We start from the raw sequence: 16884 nt of genomic DNA, 5'->3' as shown, positions 1-16884 counted from the left end.
TGCCGGTCACCGGCGGCGACGGTCAGGAGCGCGGCGGTCCGTCCTGGTCGCGCTGGTCGCGCTCCGTACCGAACTGCTGCCTGAGCTTGTCCTGGGCGGTGTCGACCTGGCCGCTGTACTTGCCCTTGGTGCGGTCGTCGACCATGTCTCCCGCCTTGTCGACGCCCTTACCCGCCTGGTCCTCGTGGCCCTTGAGCATCTTCTTGATCTTGTCCATCGCGGACATGCCTGATCCTCCTCGCTTCTGCGCCCCCACCCATCAAGGGTCGCCGCACCCGGCCAGGCCCGCATCCGGGCGCCCGAGGAGTCCGCAGGGTGGACGGGAAGTGTGAAGCCGAGCCGACTGGGCAGATACCGGTCACCTGGAGGAGGTGGTGGCCATGGGCCGCATCCGCATCGTTGTCCGTCGACCCCCGCCCCCGTCCGGCCCGCCCCCGCTCGACCTGCGGACCCCTTCCGGTCGGCCGCTGCCCTACTGAGCGCGTACGGGGCCGGGTGCGCACGGGCGGCCGGTCACCGACCGGAGTGCGGCGGGTCGTCGTACCGCGCCGAAAGCGGTCCCGGCGGCGGCGCGAGCTGCTCCACCAGCGCCTCCAGCTCGACCACCGCGTGCTCCGTCTCACGGCGGATGTTCTGGTGCTCGGCCACGATCGCCCCGAGCAGCAGCGCCGTGAGCGCCACGCATCCGTTGAGCACGGTCAGGTTGGCCATGATCTCCATGAGCGTATGGCCCGCGAACGGCCCCAGCCCGTCCGTACCGGCGGTGATCGCCAGCACCGACACCACCAGGGCGCACGGCGCGCTGCCGGGGAGCTGGAAACGGAGCGCCGCCCAGATGATCACCGGGAACACCAGGTAGATCATCGAGAGCGAGCTCCGGGTGGAGAAGAACCCCGCCACGACCACGACGACCGCGAGAAGGCACGCCTCCGGCCACCGGTCGGACAGCCGCGGCCACCGCGCCCGGCTCAGCACCAGCAGTACGGGGGTGACCACGAGGACCCCCATGGCGTCCCCGGCCCACCACGACGACCAGACCAGCCAGAACCGCCCCGGCGGAACCTTGTCGTCGAGCATCAGCGTCACGCTGCCGACGGTGGCGCTGATCAGCATCCCGGCGAACGCGCCGAGGAAGACCAGGCAGACCCCGTCCCGCAGCCGGGCCAGCTCGCTGCGGAAGCCCACCCTGCGCAGCAGTGCGTAGGCGGCCAGCGGCGCGAGCGTGTTGCCGAGCACGATGCCCAGCCGGGAGACGGTGAACGCGTCACCGATGGCGGAGACGGTGAAGAAGGCGCCCAAGGCGATGCCCGGCCAGATCCGGGCGCCGAAGTACAGCAGGGCGGCGAGCGAGATCCCGGTGGGCGGCCAGAGGGGGGTGACCACGGCGCCGTCCACCACCACCTGGCGCGTCAGCCCGAGCCGTCCCGAGAGGTAGTAGGCACCGGTCACGCCCAGGACCTGCGCCACGTACACGGCCCGACGTCTGGCTTCCTTGCTGCGGATCACAGCACTCATCAGACACCGGCCGCGCGGAGGAGGCAGCCGGTGACACGCGCCCTGCCACCCCCGGCGTCACCGCGCCCGGGCCGGGGCGTGCCGCAGGACGAGTACCGCCGCGTCGTCCTCGTGGCCCGTCAGCTCCGCCGCCCCCAGCACGCCGTCGGCCAGCGCGTCCGCGCTCTCCCCGGCATGGGCGGCGACCAGCCGCTGTACCCGGTCGAGGCCGTCCTCGATCAGCAGGGACGGGCCCTCGATCACACCGTCGGTGAGCAGCACGATCGCGCCGTCCGCGTCCAGGGTCCGGCGGGTGACGGGGTACTTCTCACCCGTCTGGATGCCCAGCGGCAGGCCTCCCGGGTCCTCCGTGACGCCCGACCGCCCGTCCACGGTCGCCCAGATGCTGGCCACGTGCCCGGCCCGCGCACTGTGCAGCTCCCAGGTATGCGGGTCCAGCCGCAGGAACGTACAGGTCGCGAAGAGACCGGAGTCGACCGACAGCAGGAGGTCGTTGGTCCGGCCCATGACCTCACCCGGGTCGGAGACCGTCCCCGCGATCGCCCGCATCGCGATGCGGACCTGCCCCATGAAGGCGGCCGCCTCAACGTCGTGACCCTGCACGTCACCGATGGCGAACCCCAGGGCGCCGTCCGCCAGCGCGAACCCGTCGTACCAGTCACCGCCGATGTCCAGGCCGTCACGAGCGGGCGCGTACCGCGCCGCGGACCTCAGACCCGGAAGCTCGGGAAGGGCCGCCGGCAGCATGTCGCGCTGGAGGGCCTGCGCGAGTTCCACTCTGGCCTGGTGGAATTCCACCTCCCGCCGGGCGCGGGCAGTGAGGCTCTGCAACGTCGTCAGCAGATCCTCGGCGCTTACCGAGCGGGGAGTCCGACGCCGGTTCATGGGCTGCTCCGCGGTGCGTGAGTCCCTGAATCATATGGTGCCCGCCTCGCGGCGGCGACTTCGCCGAGGACCGGCGCACGCCGAGGACGGGCGCACGCCGGTGGCCGGATGGCCCCGCACGCCGGGCCGTTGTCAGTGGCCGGTGGGATGCTGCCTTGCATGGACGAGCTGATGAGGCAGCGACGGGTGTACGGCGCCGACCACGACGATCCGCACCCCGGCCCCAGGCCGGGCCACGACTACCGGGAGCTGGTCGGCGGTCCGCTCGACGGGCTGCTCCTGGACGTCACCGGCTGGAGCGAGACGGCCCTGCGCGAGGGGGCCGGTCTGGTCACGGAGATAGGCGCCTACGGACCGGGCGGCCGCGCCGAGTACGGGCCCCGCTCGATCGACGGCCACCAGTGGGACTGGCGGGGCGACGTGCGCTAGGAGAACCCGGCAGCGTCCGCGCACCGGTGGACCGGGGGAGGGGAGAGGGAGGTCCACGGCGTCCGATAGGTTCTCCGGTCATGTGGGCTTTGAGCGCTGTCGGATACCGTCGGCTGGGTGCGGCGGCCGCCCTGGCGACCGCCGTGGGCGGCTGGATCTCCGGAAAGCTGCCGGCCCACGACCCCTGGGGCCTCTGGGTCGACCACGGCTCCACCGTGCGGACGGCGGCCGCCGTCCTCGCCTACGCCGGACTCACCGTGCTCGTCGTCACCTGGTGGCAGTACGGCAGAACCGCCTCCTCCGCACGCGAGACGCTCACCACCCTCGCCTGGTGGACCGCGCCGTTCCTGCTCACGCCCCCGCTCTACAGCGCCGACGTCTACAGCTACATCGCCCAGGGCGCCATGGTCATCGAGGGCCACGACGTCTACACCGTCGGCCCCTCCAGCCTGGATCCCGCCGGAATCGGCGGCGACGCGGCGGCGAGCGTGGGCAACCACTGGCGCGACACCCCGGCCCCGTACGGCCCCCTCTTCCTCCTGCTGTCCGCCGCCGTGGCGAAGACGACCGGCGGCACCATCGTGCCCGCCGTCCTGGCGATGCGGCTCATCGCGCTCGCCTCACTGGTCCTCATCGTCTGGGCCCTGCGTCGGCTGGCCCGGGTCCACGGCGCCGACGAGAGCCGCGCCCTGTGGCTGGGGGCGCTCAACCCGCTCCTGCTGATGCACGTCGTCGCGGGCATGCACAACGACGGCCTGATGATCGGCCTCATGCTGGCCGGGCTCGCGCTCGCGCTGCGCGGCCGATGGGTGGCCGGCAGCGCGCTGGTCGGGCTCGCCATGATGGTCAAGTCCCCGGCGGCCGTATCGCTGCTGTTCATCGGCGTCATGGTGCACGCGTCGGCGACCGGACCGCAGCTACGGCGATGGGCCAAGGGACTCCTCGCGCCCGGCCTCGTCGCCTGTGCCGTCGCCGGATCGGCGACCCTGGTCAGCGGCACCGGCTTCGGCTGGCTCAGGACCCAGGGCGTCGCCGGCAACATCCATACCGCCCTCTCCGTCGTCAGCGACCTCGGCCTGGGCCTGGGCGAGCTGGGCCGCCTGCTGCTGGGCACCGACCCCGAACCGTTCAAGTCCGCCGTGCAGACCCTCGGCCTGGCGGCGGCCGTCATCCTGATCTTCGTCCTGGCGTGGAGGTCGACGAAGGGCCACCTGCCACCCGTCCACGCCCTCGGTCTGGGGCTGCTGGTACTGGTCGCGCTCTCGCCCATGGTGCAGCCCTGGTACCTGCTGTGGGGGCTCGTGGTCGTGGCCGCCACTCAGCAGCACGGCCGCATCCCCGCGATCCTGATCGTGCTGTCGGCGGCACTCGTCTACGAGACCCACCCCACCGGAGCCACCCCGCCCTACGGGTTCGCCCTCGCCGCCATCGCGGCCCTCGTCGCCACCCTCGTCATCCGCCGCGCCCCCTTCCTCCCGGAAACCGCACGGGTGCCCGGACCGCGCGGCGGCGACCTGGACGCCCCGCTGAGCACCGAGGCCCCGCAGGCCACCACGTAGATAATCCCTCGACGCCCCACGCGGGCCTCCGGTACGCTGATCACGTCCTGTTGTCTCCGATAGAGGTGGACGTTGCGCATCTGAGGTCCGCGATCATCACGCGGTACGGCCTGGCCCGTACACCGGTCACGACGCTGTCGGCATGTCTGCCGCCCGTGACTTCCGCGTGGATGCGACCTCGGTGCCGAGCCGTCCCTCACTTTCGCAGGACCGACTCCCCACCCTTCTCCGGCCACCGAGCCGGGTCGCCGCGTGCTGTTCGCATACGAAGCCCCCCGTTCCCCACGCTTCCGACTGCGAGCTGCCCACCATGAGCCATCCCACCGCGCCCAGCGCCTCCGTCGCCGTCTCCCACCTCACCTTCCGGTGGCCCGACGGCACCAGCCTTTTCGACGGGCTCTCCCTCACCGTCCCCCGTGGCCGCACCGGCCTGGTCGGCACCAACGGCACCGGCAAGTCGACCCTGCTGCGGCTGCTCGCCGGGCGGCTTCGCCCCTCGGAGGGGTCCGTCACCGTGGGCGGAAACCTCGCCTACCTGCCGCAGAACATCACCCTGGACACGGAGCTGCGAGTCGACGGGGCCCTCGGCATCGCCGAGCGGCGGGCCGCCCTGCGCGCCATCGAGTCCGGAGACGTGACGGAGGAACACTTCGCGACGGTCGGCGACGACTGGGACGTCGAGGAACGCGCCCTGGCCACCCTCGGCTCCCTCGGCCTCGGCGCCGTCGGACTGGACCGTACCGTCGGGCAGCTGTCCGGCGGGGAGACCGTCCTGCTGCGCCTGGCCGCTCTCCTGCTGGAACGCCCCGACGTCCTCCTCCTCGACGAGCCGACCAACAACCTGGACCTGTTCGCCCGCCGCAGGCTCTACGACGCCGTCGACTCCTGGCGCACCGGCATCCTCATCGTCGTCAGCCACGACCGGGACCTGCTGGAGCGGGTCGACCGCATCGCCGAGCTGCGATCGGGGGCGGTGAGCTGGTACGGGGGCGGCTGGTCCGCCTACCAGGAGGCCCTCGCCACCCAGCAGGAGGCCGCCGGCCGGATGCTGCGCTCCGCCGAGGCCGACGTGCGGCGCCAGCAGCGCGAGCTGGAGGAGACCCGGACCAAGGTGGCCCGTCGCAGGCGCCACGACAAGAAGCTGGACGGTCAGCGCAAGGCCCCGCGCATCGTCGCCGGGGAGCGCAAGCGCTCCGCCCAGGAGTCCGGGGACCGGCTGCGCGGGCTGCACGAGGACCGCCTCGACGAGGCCCGCGAACGCCGGGAGGAGGCCGCCGAGGCCGTCCGCCGGGACGCCGAGATCAAGGTGAGCCTGCCCCACACCGCCGTACCGGCCGGGCGCACCGTCCTGACCCTCAGCGACCTGAGCCTCCCCTACGGCCGGCTGCGCGAGGGCAGCCTCCAGGTGAAGGGACCCGAGCGCATCGCCCTGGTCGGCCGCAACGGGGCGGGCAAGACGACGCTCCTGCGCACCGTCGCCGGGGAACTCGCGCCGGACGGGGGCGAGGCCACCGTCTCCGTGCCGCTGAAGTTCCTCCCGCAGCGGCTGGACGTCCTCGACGACGCCGTGAGCGTCGCCGCGAACGTCGCCCGCACGGCTCCCGGCACCACCGACAACCAGATCCGCTCCCAGCTCGCCCGGTTCCTCTTCAAGGGCACCCGCGCCGAGCAGCAGGCGGGCACCCTCTCGGGCGGTGAACGCTTCCGGGCCGCGCTCGCGGCGACGATGCTCGCCGCCCCCGCCCCGCAGCTTCTGCTGCTGGACGAGCCGACGAACAACCTCGACCTGGCCAGCGTGCGGCAACTGACGAGCGCCCTGGAGTCCTACGAGGGCGCCCTCGTCATCGCCGGTCACGACCTGCCGTTCCTGGAGTCCGTGGGCATCACCCGCTGGATCCTGCTGGACGACGAGCTGCGGGAGACCGATGCCGAGGGGGTACGGGAACTGTTCGCCGGCTCCGAGACCTCTCCGGCGTGACGCGGGCGCGGCGGCCCTGGTGGGTGCGGGTCGTGGTCAGGCTGCTTCGTAGTGGTGGGCCCGTCCGCCCCGCCATTCCACCCAGACCGGGTTGTCGAGGATCCGGTCCGCTTCTTCGAGGCCGGCCTCGTTCAGGAACACGATCACGTCGTGGTCGCTGTGGGCCAGCCCGAGTATCTCGTCCCGGCCTTCGTAGTGCACGGTCACCCGGCGGCCGCCCGAGGGGGTCGGCCGGTGGATGACGATCGGGGGATTTGCCATGGGTCCACCCTGCGACGCGCCCTGCCCCCGCGCATCCGCTGCCCGCGCTCCCCACGAGCGGGCCGTGGACCCGCCGGGAAGGGCGGGACCCTGCCAGAGCCCGGGGGTGGCCCTCACAGCGGGGCGGCCTCGATGTCCACCGTTGTGGTGACGCGCACCAGGGAGGGGGCGCGAGGGGCGGAGCCGAACCCGAAGGCGACGGGCGGATCGAGCGGGGCGAGCGGCCCCAGCCCCACGCCGTCCAGGACGGCCTCGGCGGCCAGGACCGGCCGCAGGTCCCGCGCCCCGTACCACTCCCGCCGCCCCGGGCCCGCCCGGCCCAGGGTACGGACGCCGGGCATCAGCAGCCGGGCCGGTACGTCGCACAGCGCGGCCCAGAGCGGGCTGTGGACGAGCGGGTCGGGTACGGCCGACAGCAGCCTGCCGATGGCGGTGCGGCGTCCGGCCGACAGCCGCAGGCGCAGCGGCCCCGCCGCGACGACCCAGACGTGCCCGCTGCGGGAGACGGAGCCGGTGACGGACACCGGGACCACCTCGACCCGGTCGAAGCGGTACGTGGCGGCGACGAAGTCCGCGACCGGCCGGGACGGCGCCAGCAGGACCCGCTCGCCGTCGGGATGCTCGATCATGACGTCGCTGAACGCCCCGAACGGCGAACGCGGCCAGTGCCCGACCACCAGCCGGGTGCCCGAGGACGTCCCCACACCGGCGATCCAGCCGTCGAACCGCAACCGCTCGCCCACCACGGCCGCCTACTCGAAGCGCGACGGGTCGCCGGCGCCCCGCCGTACGATCTCCGGCTCATCACCGGAGAAGTCGATCACCGTGGTGGGCTCGGTGCCGCACTCGCCCGAGTCGATGACGGCGTCCACTTCGTGGTCGAGCCGCTCCTTGATCTCCCAGCCCTGCGTCAGCGGCTCCTCCTCGTCCGGCAACAGCAGGGTGCTGGACAGCAGCGGCTCGCCCAGCTCGGCGACCAGCGCCTGGGTCACGACGTGGTCGGGGATACGGACGCCGACCGTCTTCTTCTTCGGGTGCAGGAGCTGGCGCGGCACCTCCTTCGTCGCCGGGAGGATGAAGGTGTAGCTGCCGGGCGTGGCCGCCTTGACCGCGCGGAACACGTCGTTGTCGACGCGGACGAACTGCGCGAGCTGCGCGAAGTCGTGGCACACCAGCGTGAAGTGGTGGCGGTCGTCGAGGTTGCGGATGGACCTGATCCGGGCGATGCCGTCGCGGTTGCCCAGCTGACAGCCCAGCGCGTAGCAGGAATCGGTCGGATACGCGACGAGCGCACCGGAACGGATGCTGTCGACCACCGTGCTGATGGTGCGCGGCTGGGGATTCTCGGGGTGCACGTCGAAGTACTTGGCCATCCGCCGAGCTTACGTGGTCGCCGGGCAGCCCGTCCGGACAGCGAAGGAGGCGGCCCGGAACACCGGACCGCCTCCCCGGCGGGCTCTCGTACGGTCAGACCGCGGCGGGGCCGACCAGCTCCTCCAGGACGTCCTCCATCGTCACGAAGCCGATGACCGTCCCCTTGCCCCCGGCGACGGCGGCGAGGTGCGTACCGGCGGCACGCATCGCCGTCAGGGTGTCGTCGAGCGGGGTGTCGATCTCGACCCGGATGACCGGGTGGATCGCGCTCGTGGGCAGCGGCTTGGTGCGCTCCGCGACCCCCAGGGCGTCCTTGATGTGCAGGTAGCCCAGCACCCCGTCGTCCGGCCCGGTCACCGGCAGCCGGGAGAAGCCCGAGGCGACCGCGGCCCGCTCCAGTTGCTGCGGGGTGATGCCGAGGTCGACGGTGACGGTCCGGTTCAGCGGGACCAGCACCTCGCCGACCGGCCGGGTGCCCAGCTCCAAGGCGTCCCGCAGCCGCTCGCCGTCGGCCTGGGCGAGGAGACCGGCGTCGCTGGAGTCCTTCACCAGGCGGACCAGTTCGTCGTCGGTGAAGACCGAGGCGACCTCGTCCTTCGGCTCCACCTTCAGCAGCCGCAGCAGCATGTTGGCGAACGCGTTGATACCGAAGATGACCGGGCGCAGCGCCCTGGTCAGTGCCACCAGGGACGGGCCCAGCGCCAGGGCCGTCGCGACGGGCGCGGCGAGCGCGATGTTCTTCGGGATCATCTCGCCGATGAGCATGTGGAGATAGGTCGCCAGGGTCAGCGCGATGACGAAGGCGATCGGGTGGACCAGCGCGTCCGGGACGCCGATCGCGTCGAACGGGGGCTCCAGCAGATGGGCGATGGCCGGTTCGGCGACGGCGCCCAGCACCAGCGAGGAGATCGTGATGCCGAGCTGGGCCGTGGCCATGGCGGCCGACAGGTGCTCGATGCCCCACAGGGTGCTCTTCGCCCGCCGGCTGCCGCGCAGGGCCTCCGGCTCGATCTGGCTGCGGCGCACGGAGATCAGGGCGAACTCCGCGCCGACGAAGAACGCGTTCGTGAGGAGCGTGAACGCGCCGATGAGAAGCTGGACGGTGGTCATCGGGCGTCCTCCTCCACGAGGGTCAGGGCCGGGGCGGGGGCGGTGATCCGCACCCGGTCGGCCCGGTGGTGTTCGATGTCGAGGACGTCGAACTGCCAGCCCTCGACCTCCACCCGGTCCGTGCGGACGGGGATGCGGGCGAGGTGGTTGGCCAGCAGCCCGGCGAGCGTCTCGTACGGGCCGTCCGGCGCGGGGAAGCCGATCCGGTCGAGCTGGTCCAGCCGGATGCTGCCCTCGGCCTCCCAGACCTGGCGGCCGTCGCCGAGCGGCTCGGCCGGTGCCAGGTCGGGGCGCTCGTGCGGGTCGTGCTCGTCGCGGACCTCTCCGACGACCTCCTCGACGATGTCCTCGACGGTGGCGACCCCCGCCGTACCGCCGTACTCGTCGATGACCACGGCCATGGTCCGGTGGCGGCGCATCTGCGCCAGCAGCCGGTCCACGGGCAGCGAGTCCGGTACGAGGAGGGGCTCGGTGGCCAGGGCGGTGACCGGGGTCCGGGCGCGCTCGGACTCCTCCAGGGCCAGCACGTCACGGATGTGGACCGTACCGATGACGTGGTCCAGGCTGTCGCGGTAGACCGGGAAGCGGGACAGGCCGGTGGCCAGCGTGAGGTTGGCGGCGTCGGCCGCGGTGGCGTGGGCCTCCAGGGCCCGCACGTCCACGCGGGGGGTCATCACGTTCTCGGCGGACAGCTCCGCCAGGTTCAGGGTGCGGACGAAGAGCTCCGCCGAGTCCTGCTCGATGGCGCCCTGGCGGGCCGAGTGCTCGGCGAGCGCGATGAGCTCCTGCGGGGTACGGGCCGAGGCCAGCTCCTCGGCCGGCTCCAGGCCGAACCGGCGCAGGGCGCGGTTCGCCGTGTTGTTGAGGTGGCGGATCAGCGGGGCGAAGCAGGCCGTGAACGCGCGCTGCGGGCCGGAGACGACCTTGGCGACGGCGAGCGGGCTGGAGATCGCCCAGTTCTTCGGGACGAGCTCACCGACGACCATGAGGACGACGGTGGACAGCGCCACGCCGAGCAGGGTCGCGACCGTGGAGACCGCGCCGGCCGGGAGGCCGACGGACTCCAGCGGCGAGCGCAGGAGCACGGCCAGCGACGGCTCGGCCAGCATGCCGATGACCAGCGAGGTCACGGTGATGCCGAGCTGGGCGCCGGACAGCTGGAACGTCAGCCGCTTGGCGGCCTTGAGCGCGCTTTCGGCCCCGCGTTCACCGGCCTGCGCGGCTCGTTCGAGCTCACCGCGCTCGATGGTGGTCAACGAGAACTCGGCCGCGACGAACACCGCGCACGCCAGAGTCAGACCGAGGGCGAGAAGGAGCAGGAGTACTTCGCTCACCGTGTCACCTCCGTCCCCTGGTGAGCAGGGGTGGGGATGACACGGTTCGTACTGGGAGGCTCACCCATTGCGGTACCGCAGCTCCTTCTCTGTTCGGTCGTCGGGTTCGACGTCTGGCGGCGGGTGGAAACCCGCCTTGTAGATAGTAAAGGGGGCGCAAAGCAAAGGGGAGTGGCGCGCGTCACAGGTGTGGTCGGATGGGTAGGCAGGTGTTTTCACCACAGGAAGTCACACGAAGAAGGAGTGGACGCCGGACATGGTGTTCAAGAAGTTGCTCGGAGCCCTCGGGGTCGGCGGTCCCTCGGTCGACACCGTCCTGCAGCCCGCCCCCGCCCTCCCCGGCGGACCGCTCTCCGGAGAGGTCCGGCTGCGCGGCGGCGGGACGGATGTGACGGTCGAACAGATTTCCCTCCTCCTGGTCGCCCGGGTCGAGGTCGAGGGCCATGACGAGGAGCACGACTCCACGGTCGTCCTCGAACGGTTCACCGTCGGCGGCGGATTCCGGCTCGCGGAGGACGCCGAACACACCGTGCCGTTCACCGTCACCCTGCCCTGGGAGACCCCGGTCACACAGCTCCATGGCCAGCCGCTGGGCCCCGTCCTCGGGATCCGTACGGAACTGGAAGTCGCCGGAGCGCGGGACAAAGGCGACCTCGACGCGCTCGCGGTGGACCCGCTGCCCGCCCAGGAGGCGATCCTGGAAGCCTTCGGGCAGCTCGGATACGGCTTCAAGTCGGCCGATCTGGAGCTCGGCCACATCCGGGGGACCGGGCAGCGGCTGCCCTGCTACCAGGAGATCGAGATCGTGCCGCCCGCAGGCCAGGCCCACGCGGTGAACGAGATCGAGGTGACGTTCCTCGCCGCGCCGGACGGCCTGGAGGTCGTGATCGAGGCGGACAAGCGGGCCGGGCTCTTCTCCGAGGGCCACGACACGGTGCACCGCTTCACGACCTCGCACCACGCCGTGGAGCAGGCCGACCGCAACGCCGAGGTCGACGCCTGGCTGCAACAGGTGATCGGCGCCCACGCGGCGCCGTACCCGTACGCGCAGGGCGGCGGCCACAACCACCACGACGACCACCACCGCTCCGGCCCCGGCACCGGGGCGGTGGCGGCCGGAGTCGCGGCGGGCGCCGCCGTCGGGGTCGTCGGCGGAATGGTCGCCGCCGAGGTGATCGACGAGATCGGCGACGCCTTCGAGGACGACGACGAGGGGGAGGGCGGCGAGGAGGAGTAGTTCATGGGTGCGGCCCCGCGCCGACGGCCGCACCGGGGTCTCCGTCCGCGCGGGGCCGCCGCACCGGCAGGGCGCGCTACCCGGCCAGACGGGCTGCCAGGGCGTCCAGGTCGGCCACGAACCAGATGTCCCGCCCCTGGTTTGCCTCGCGCACCAGGTCGGGTAGGGCGGCGCTCGCGGCCAGATGACGGGTGATGTCCCCGACGACGACCAGCCGGAGCCGGTAGTTGGCGAACTTCTGCAGAATCGCGCCGGCCACCCCGGTGCTCAGGTCGAAGAACCGGTCGTCCAGCCGCTCCGCCGGGACCGCGACCACCTCGGCGCCCTGAAAGGCGGGCCCGATCAGTTGGTCGAGCGCGTCCTGCACGGTGGCGATCGAGGGGCCGTCGGCAGCGCAGGCCAGCACCGGTGTGCCGTGGTGGTCCACCAGGAGGTCAGACATGGTGGGCCTCCGGTCCGTCGTCGAGCAGCCCGTTCTCCGGGCCGAGTACGCCGTCGATCAGGTGCAGCAGCTCGGCGGTGGCCGCGGCTCCGCCGAGAATGACGATCTTCATCCGGGCTCGTTCCCTGTCGTGGACGGTCTGGACGCGCAGGGGATCCGGCGCGTCCCGGGGGGATCGGGCGCTCGCGGTGACGAAGGTGCTCAGCCGGTGCGCGGCCTCGGGGCCGATCGCGTCGATCTGCACGATGCTCGACACCTCCAGGTGCGCCCGTCCCGCGTCGGCCGGCGCGGCGCTCGGACTGCCGGTCAGCGCCTCGAAGTCCGCCCGGCTGATCCGGTACTGCTTGCCGATCCGGACGGCTTTGAGCCGCCCGTCACGCACATAGTTCCGGACGGTCCGCACATGCAGACCCAGCCGCTCGGCCACCTCGCCGATCGAGTACAGCTCATGTTCACCACTCTCCATGGGGATGGATATTACTCAAAAATTCCCTCTTGAAGGGAGGATAGGGAGCGGTAGGGAAAAATGAGAACCCCTTGCTCCGGGTGGAGGTCACAGCAGGTGTGCCGGCCCGCTGACGAGGAAGGTGGAGGGTGTGAACCGCCGCTCGGACGCGTCGACGTCGACGAGGAGATCCATGAACGCGCAGCCCCGGCCCCTCGACCCGTCGCACCAGCGCCCCGACGGAGTCACCGACACGACCGTCGAGGCGCTCGGCGCCCTCTCGAAGGCGCTGGAGACCACCGAACGGGCCCGCGGCGCCCTCTACGCGTTCCACCAGCTCACCGGCGGCGCCGACCTCGGCCTGGACGAAGCGGTACGGCTGCTCCGCGAGGCGGGGCACGGGGAGCAGGCCGACCGGGTCCAGCGGGAGATCCTCGGCCGCAACGTCATCCCCGGACACTGGACCTTCCAGATCGTCGAGGAGTACAACGCCACCTACTACGACGTGTTCCGGACGGTCGAGCAGGAGATCCGGGGCGAACTCGCCGAGGGCCGCGACCATCTGTACGAGGCCGAGATGAAGGAAGCCCGCCGCACGCGGGGGCACCCGGACCACAGCGCCACCTGAATCCGTGTCGCGGCAGTCCGTTTCGCGGCGCGTCGCACGCATCCGTCCGGCCCTCCGGTGCGGAAGGATTCCGTACCTGTCCAGCCGCTGGGATCCGTAACCGTACAACCGAGGACCGTCCGACCGAGAGGGGAGCGGAGCCGTGCCTGACCCCGACGTCGTCATCGTGGGCGCCGGAGCGGCCGGGCTGAGCCTGGCGTACCACCTGTGCGCGCCGGGCGGCGCCGTGCCTCTGTCGGTCGTCCTCGTCGACGCCCCGCCCGGCCCCTTGAGGCCGCCGCCGCGCACCTGGTGCTACTGGGAACCGCCCGGCGGCGCCTACGACTCCGCGCTCGCCACCTCCTGGCCCCGGCTGCGGGTACGGGCGGCCGACGGGACGGACACGGTCACCGACCCGTCCCCCTACCGCTACAAGATGCTGCGGTCCGACGCCTTCGAGGCCCTGGTCGCCCGGCGGCTGTCCGACGCGCCGGCCTTCCGCCGGATCGAGGCCACGGTCACCGCCGTACGCGACGCACCCGACGGCGGCGGCGAAGTCCTGGGCCACGGCGGACGGGTTCTCGTCCGCGGCCGCCGGGTCTTCGACTCCCGCCCGCCCCGCCGCCTGCCGCCCGCCCGCACCACCCTGCTCCAGCACTTCACGGGCTGGTTCGTCCGCACCGAGCGCCCCGCCTTCGACCCGGCGACCGCCGACCTGATGGACTTCCGTACGCCGCAGCCCGCGCGAGGACTCTCCTTCGGCTACGTCCTGCCGCTCGACCCGCAGACCGCCCTGGTCGAGTACACCGAGTTCTCGCCCGCCCCGCTGTCCACCGAGGGGTACCGGCGTGCCCTGCGCCACTACACCCAGGAGGTCCTGAAACTGGGGGAGTTCCGGGTCACCGCACAGGAGCGCGGGGTCATCCCCATGACGGACGGTCACTTCCCGCGCCGCGACGGGCGCTCCGTGCACCGCATCGGCACCGCCGGAGGCGCGACCCGCCCCTCCACCGGGTACACCTTCGCGGCCGTGCAGCGGCAGAGCCGGTCCGTCGCCGACCGCCTCCGCGCCGGCCGGGAGCTGCGGATGCCCGCGCCGTACGGGGCCCGGCCCCGCGCGATGGACGCGGTCATGCTGCGGGCGCTGGACAGCGGCCGGGTGGACGGCTCCGACTTCTTCACCCGCCTCTTCCGCGGTGTCCCGGCCGCCCGGCTGCTCCGCTTCCTGGACGGCGGCTCGCACCTCCACGAGGACCTGCTGATCGGCCTGCGGACCCCGGTCGCCCCCATGCTGCGGACCGTCCTCGAACTCCCCTTCCTGACCAGACGCGAACCACCCCACCCCCTGCCTCCACCGACCGGCCACGAGAAGAGCACCCCATGACCCTGTTGCGCGACGACGAACTGTCCGCGGCCTTCGACCACGGCTCCGCCGCCTACGATCGGCTCGTCGCGGCCAGCCCCGGCTACCACGCCCATCTGCGTCGCTCCGCCCGCCGGTTGGGGCTGCCCGGCGGCGGACACGGGCTGCGCGTGCTGGACCTGGGGTGCGGTACGGGTGCCTCGACGGCCGCGCTCCTCGCCGCCGCCCCGTACGCCCGGATCACCGGCGTCGACGCCTCCGCCGGCATGCTGGACCGGGCGGCGGCGAAGAGCTGGCCGGAGGGTGTCGACTTCGTGCACGCCCCGGTCGAGGAGCTGGCGGGCAGGCTGCGGCCCGCCTCCTTCGACGCGGTGTTCGCCGGCTACCTCTTCCGCAACCTCGCCGACCCCGACAAGGCCCTCGACCTCGTACGCGCTCTGCTCGCCCCGCACGGCCGCCTCGCCGTGCACGAGTACACGCTCGGGGGATCGCCGGTCCACCGCGTCGTGTGGAACACGGTCTGCGCCGCCGTCATCCAGCCCGCCGGGCGCCTCGCCGGGGACGCCGAGCTCTACCGCCATCTCCGGCGCAGTGTCGACGAGTTCGACACCGCGCCCGCGTTCGCCGGGCGGCTGCGCCGTGCCGGGTTCACCGGCGTACGCATCCTCCCGCTGCCCGGCTGGCAGACCGGCATCACCCACACCTTCGTCGGCCGCGCGGGAGAGGGGGCGTGATGTTCCTGCGCGACAACCACAGCCACAGCGACAGGGGCAGGGGCACAGGCCACCGGCGCGGCCGGGACCGCCGGGCGGCCGTGGTGCCCGCCCCCGACGGCCGGGCCCGTTTCACCCTTCAGGACGCCCCCACCGCGGCGGTCGTCGGCGGCGGCATCGCCGGGCTCGCTGCGGCCACCCTCCTTGCGGAGCGCGGCGTACGCGTCACCCTCCACGAGCGCGAACCGGCCCTCGGCGGGCGGCTGTCCGGCTGGCCCACCGAGCTCGCCGACGGCACGGACGTCACCATGAGCCGGGGCTTCCACGCCTTCTTCCGGCAGTACTACAACCTGCGCGGCCTGCTGCGCCGGGTCGACCCGGGCCTCGACTCGCTGACCCGGCTGCCGGACTACCCGCTGCGGCACAGCTCCGGCCTCCACGACAGCTTCGCCCGGGTGCCGCGCACGCCTCCCCTCAGCGCCCTGGGCTTCGTCGCCCTCAGCCCCACCTTCGGCGTGCGCGACCTGGCCCGGATGAACCCGCGCGCCGCCCTGCCGCTGCTGGACGTCCGCGTCCCCGAGGTCTACGACCGGCTCGACGGGGTCAGCGCCCACGACTTCCTCTCCCGCATCCGCTTCCCCGAAGCCGCCCACCACCTGGCCTTCGAGGTGTTCTCCCGCAGCTTCTTCGCCGACCCGCGCGAACTGTCGGCGGCGGAACTGGTGCTGATGTTCCACATCTACTTCCTCGGCTCCAGCGAGGGCCTGCTCTTCGACGTCCCCGACGAGCCGTTCCCCACCGCCCTGTGGGACCCCCTCCACCGCTATCTGACCGGCCACGGCGTCGACGTACGGACCCGGACACCGGTCCGGCAGGTGCGGCCGCTGCCCGACGGCGGGCTCGACGTCACCACGGACGAGCGCACCACGCGGTACGACGCCCTCGTCCTCGCCCTGGACAGCGGCGGGCTGCGCCGTGTCGTCGGCGCCTCCCCGGAGCTGGGTGACGCCAGGTGGCGGGACCGGATCGAACGGCTGCGCACCGCCCCGCCGTTCCTGGTCTCCCGGCTCTGGCTCGACCGGCCTGTGGCGTACGACCGGCCGGGCTTCCTCGGCACCAGCGGCTACGGGCCCCTGGACAACGTGAGCGTCCTGGACCGCTGGGAGGGTGAGGCCGCGCGCTGGGCCCGGCGCACCAAGGGGTCGGTCGTCGAGCTGCACGCGTACGCCGTCGCACCGGACGCCGACCGGGGAGCCGTGCAGGCGGAGGCGCTGCGGCAACTCCACCGCGTCTACCCGGAGACGCAGAGCGCCCGCATCGTCGACGAACGGCACGAATGGCGGGCGGACTGCCCGATGTTCCCCGTCGGCGGCTACCGGGACCGGCCCGGCGTGCGCAGCCCCGACCCGGCCGTCATGGTGGCCGGGGACATGGTCCGCACCGGGCTGCCGGTGGCGCTGATGGAACGCGCGGCCACCAGCGGATTCCTCGCCGCGAACGCCCTGTTGGAGCGGTGGGGCGTACGCGGGCAGGCGCTCTGGACCGTCCCGCGCTCGGGGCGCTCGGCGGCTCTGCGCCGGCTCGCGGCGCTGGGGGCCGACTGAGGGGCGGGGGCGTCGCGGGACGGGGCGT

At 72.8% G+C, this 16884-nt stretch carries 18 protein-coding genes; 8 read left to right on the top strand and 10 right to left on the bottom strand.

Annotation, left to right across the window (positions count from 1 at the left end):
* Positions 1 to 22: 22 nt before the first annotated feature.
* The 3 genes from ACFWRT_RS03580 to ACFWRT_RS03570 form a co-directional block, all read right to left on the bottom strand.
* Complete coding sequence (locus tag ACFWRT_RS03580) at positions 23 to 226, bottom strand: antitoxin (RefSeq protein ID WP_380952809.1); 204 nt, start codon at positions 224 to 226, stop codon at positions 23 to 25.
* Between the two features lie 287 nt (positions 227 to 513).
* Positions 514 to 1506: an MASE1 domain-containing protein gene (locus tag ACFWRT_RS03575; RefSeq protein WP_380952831.1), complete on the bottom strand. Its 993-nt coding sequence runs from the start codon at positions 1504 to 1506 to the stop codon at positions 514 to 516.
* Between the two features lie 66 nt (positions 1507 to 1572).
* Positions 1573 to 2400: a PP2C family protein-serine/threonine phosphatase gene (locus ACFWRT_RS03570; protein WP_380952808.1), complete on the bottom strand. Its 828-nt coding sequence runs from the start codon at positions 2398 to 2400 to the stop codon at positions 1573 to 1575.
* Between the two features lie 159 nt (positions 2401 to 2559).
* Between ACFWRT_RS03570 and ACFWRT_RS03565 the strand changes: the two genes are divergently transcribed.
* The 3 genes from ACFWRT_RS03565 to ACFWRT_RS03555 all read left to right on the top strand — a co-directional run bounded on the left by ACFWRT_RS03565 (position 2560) and on the right by ACFWRT_RS03555 (position 6366).
* Complete coding sequence (locus ACFWRT_RS03565) at positions 2560 to 2829, top strand: MDR/zinc-dependent alcohol dehydrogenase-like family protein (protein ID WP_018512801.1); 270 nt, start codon at positions 2560 to 2562, stop codon at positions 2827 to 2829.
* Between the two features lie 80 nt (positions 2830 to 2909).
* Positions 2910 to 4388 carry a polyprenol phosphomannose-dependent alpha 1,6 mannosyltransferase MptB gene (gene mptB / locus ACFWRT_RS03560; protein ID WP_380952807.1) on the top strand — a complete coding sequence of 493 codons (1479 nt, stop codon included), beginning with the start codon at positions 2910 to 2912 and terminating at the stop codon, positions 4386 to 4388.
* 310 nt (positions 4389 to 4698) lie between these two features.
* Positions 4699 to 6366 carry an ABC-F family ATP-binding cassette domain-containing protein gene (locus ACFWRT_RS03555; RefSeq protein ID WP_380952806.1) on the top strand — a complete coding sequence of 556 codons (1668 nt, stop codon included), beginning with the start codon at positions 4699 to 4701 and terminating at the stop codon, positions 6364 to 6366.
* Between the two features lie 36 nt (positions 6367 to 6402).
* Here ACFWRT_RS03555 and ACFWRT_RS03550 read toward each other — a convergent pair whose 3' ends face one another.
* The 5 genes from ACFWRT_RS03550 to ACFWRT_RS03530 form a co-directional block, all read right to left on the bottom strand.
* Entirely contained in the window at positions 6403 to 6627 is a 225-nt protein-coding gene (locus tag ACFWRT_RS03550; RefSeq protein ID WP_003964170.1) for a hypothetical protein, read from the bottom strand.
* Between the two features lie 113 nt (positions 6628 to 6740).
* Complete coding sequence (locus ACFWRT_RS03545) at positions 6741 to 7373, bottom strand: hypothetical protein (RefSeq protein WP_380952805.1); 633 nt, start codon at positions 7371 to 7373, stop codon at positions 6741 to 6743.
* Positions 7374 to 7379: 6 nt separating this feature from the next.
* The gene (locus ACFWRT_RS03540) at positions 7380 to 8000 is read right to left on the bottom strand and encodes an L-threonylcarbamoyladenylate synthase (protein ID WP_355866376.1); all 621 of its coding nucleotides are present in this window, start codon (positions 7998 to 8000) and stop codon (positions 7380 to 7382) included.
* A gap of 94 nt (positions 8001 to 8094) precedes the next feature.
* A complete protein-coding gene (locus tag ACFWRT_RS03535) occupies positions 8095 to 9111 on the bottom strand; it encodes a hemolysin family protein (RefSeq protein WP_380952803.1) in 1017 nt (338 codons plus the stop codon).
* Complete coding sequence (locus ACFWRT_RS03530) at positions 9108 to 10445, bottom strand: hemolysin family protein (RefSeq protein ID WP_380952802.1); 1338 nt, start codon at positions 10443 to 10445, stop codon at positions 9108 to 9110. Before ACFWRT_RS03530 ends, ACFWRT_RS03535 begins: the two co-directional genes overlap by 4 nt.
* A 256-nt stretch (positions 10446 to 10701) precedes the next feature.
* On the opposite strand from ACFWRT_RS03530, the gene ACFWRT_RS03525 reads away from it, so the two are divergent.
* Positions 10702 to 11682, top strand: coding sequence for a sporulation protein (locus ACFWRT_RS03525; protein ID WP_380952800.1), 981 nt, complete (start codon positions 10702 to 10704; stop codon positions 11680 to 11682).
* A gap of 76 nt (positions 11683 to 11758) precedes the next feature.
* On the opposite strand, the gene ACFWRT_RS03520 is transcribed toward ACFWRT_RS03525, so the two are convergent.
* Positions 11759 to 12124 carry a DUF4180 domain-containing protein gene (locus ACFWRT_RS03520; RefSeq protein WP_380952799.1) on the bottom strand — a complete coding sequence of 122 codons (366 nt, stop codon included), beginning with the start codon at positions 12122 to 12124 and terminating at the stop codon, positions 11759 to 11761.
* The gene (locus tag ACFWRT_RS03515; RefSeq protein WP_380952797.1) at positions 12117 to 12590 is read right to left on the bottom strand and encodes a helix-turn-helix domain-containing protein; all 474 of its coding nucleotides are present in this window, start codon (positions 12588 to 12590) and stop codon (positions 12117 to 12119) included. The genes ACFWRT_RS03520 and ACFWRT_RS03515 overlap by 8 nt, the downstream gene beginning before the upstream one ends.
* A 172-nt stretch (positions 12591 to 12762) precedes the next feature.
* Between ACFWRT_RS03515 and ACFWRT_RS03510 the strand changes: the two genes are divergently transcribed.
* The 4 genes from ACFWRT_RS03510 (at position 12763) to ACFWRT_RS03495 (ending at position 16856) form a co-directional block, all read left to right on the top strand.
* The gene (locus tag ACFWRT_RS03510) at positions 12763 to 13197 is read left to right on the top strand and encodes a hypothetical protein (RefSeq protein WP_380952796.1); all 435 of its coding nucleotides are present in this window, start codon (positions 12763 to 12765) and stop codon (positions 13195 to 13197) included.
* A gap of 142 nt (positions 13198 to 13339) precedes the next feature.
* Positions 13340 to 14560 (top strand): lycopene cyclase family protein, encoded by a 1221-nt coding sequence (locus tag ACFWRT_RS03505; RefSeq protein WP_380952795.1) that lies wholly within the window; start codon positions 13340 to 13342, stop codon positions 14558 to 14560.
* Positions 14557 to 15273 (top strand): class I SAM-dependent methyltransferase, encoded by a 717-nt coding sequence (locus tag ACFWRT_RS03500; protein WP_380952794.1) that lies wholly within the window; start codon positions 14557 to 14559, stop codon positions 15271 to 15273. Before ACFWRT_RS03505 ends, ACFWRT_RS03500 begins: the two co-directional genes overlap by 4 nt.
* A complete protein-coding gene (locus ACFWRT_RS03495) occupies positions 15273 to 16856 on the top strand; it encodes an FAD-dependent oxidoreductase (RefSeq protein ID WP_380952793.1) in 1584 nt (527 codons plus the stop codon). Before ACFWRT_RS03500 ends, ACFWRT_RS03495 begins: the two co-directional genes overlap by 1 nt.
* The last annotated feature ends 28 nt before the right edge of the window (positions 16857 to 16884 follow it).

This window comes from Streptomyces cyaneofuscatus (assembly GCF_042718795.1).
Classification (GTDB): domain Bacteria; phylum Actinomycetota; class Actinomycetes; order Streptomycetales; family Streptomycetaceae; genus Streptomyces; species Streptomyces cyaneofuscatus_A.
This window is presented reverse-complemented; position numbering and strand designations above follow the sequence as displayed.